The 495-nt window shown below is 38.4% G+C and carries 1 protein-coding gene; it reads right to left on the reverse strand.

What is annotated here, in order from left to right; genetic code table 11:
* Nucleotides 1-28: 28 nt before the first annotated feature.
* On the reverse strand, nucleotides 29-495 hold a 467-nt coding region (locus HC176_RS16195; protein ID WP_209309755.1), incomplete at its 5' end, for a class II fructose-bisphosphate aldolase.

Here is a 495-nt window from a genome sequence, read left to right on the forward strand (position 1 = left end):
TAACGTTTTTGCGGCCTTTGCAATAGGTTTAAAGTGTATTAATATTATTTAGGTCTTCAAAAGCCTTTTTTAGACGGGCTTTAAAGGTTAATTCTCCTTCACGGATCCATTTTCTTGGATCGTAGTGTTTCTTGTTAGGAACATCTGCACCTTCAGGATTTCCTATCTGGGATTTCAAATAATCTGCTCTTTCGCCCATATAGTCACGAATTCCTTCGAGGTAAGCGTATTGAAGATCTGTATCAATGTTCATTTTGATGACTCCGTAGCTAATTGCTTCTCGAATTTCTTCTACGGTAGAACCGCTTCCGCCGTGAAAAACGAAATCTATGGTGTTTTTACCTACCCCGTATTTTTCAGAAATAAATTCCTGAGAATTTTTTAGAATTACAGGAGTTAGTTTTACATTTCCCGGTTTGTACACACCGTGAACGTTACCAAAAGCTGCAGCAATGGTGAACTGGTCACTCACTTTGCTCAACTCTTCATAAGCAT

The organism is Tamlana crocina (assembly GCF_012037625.1).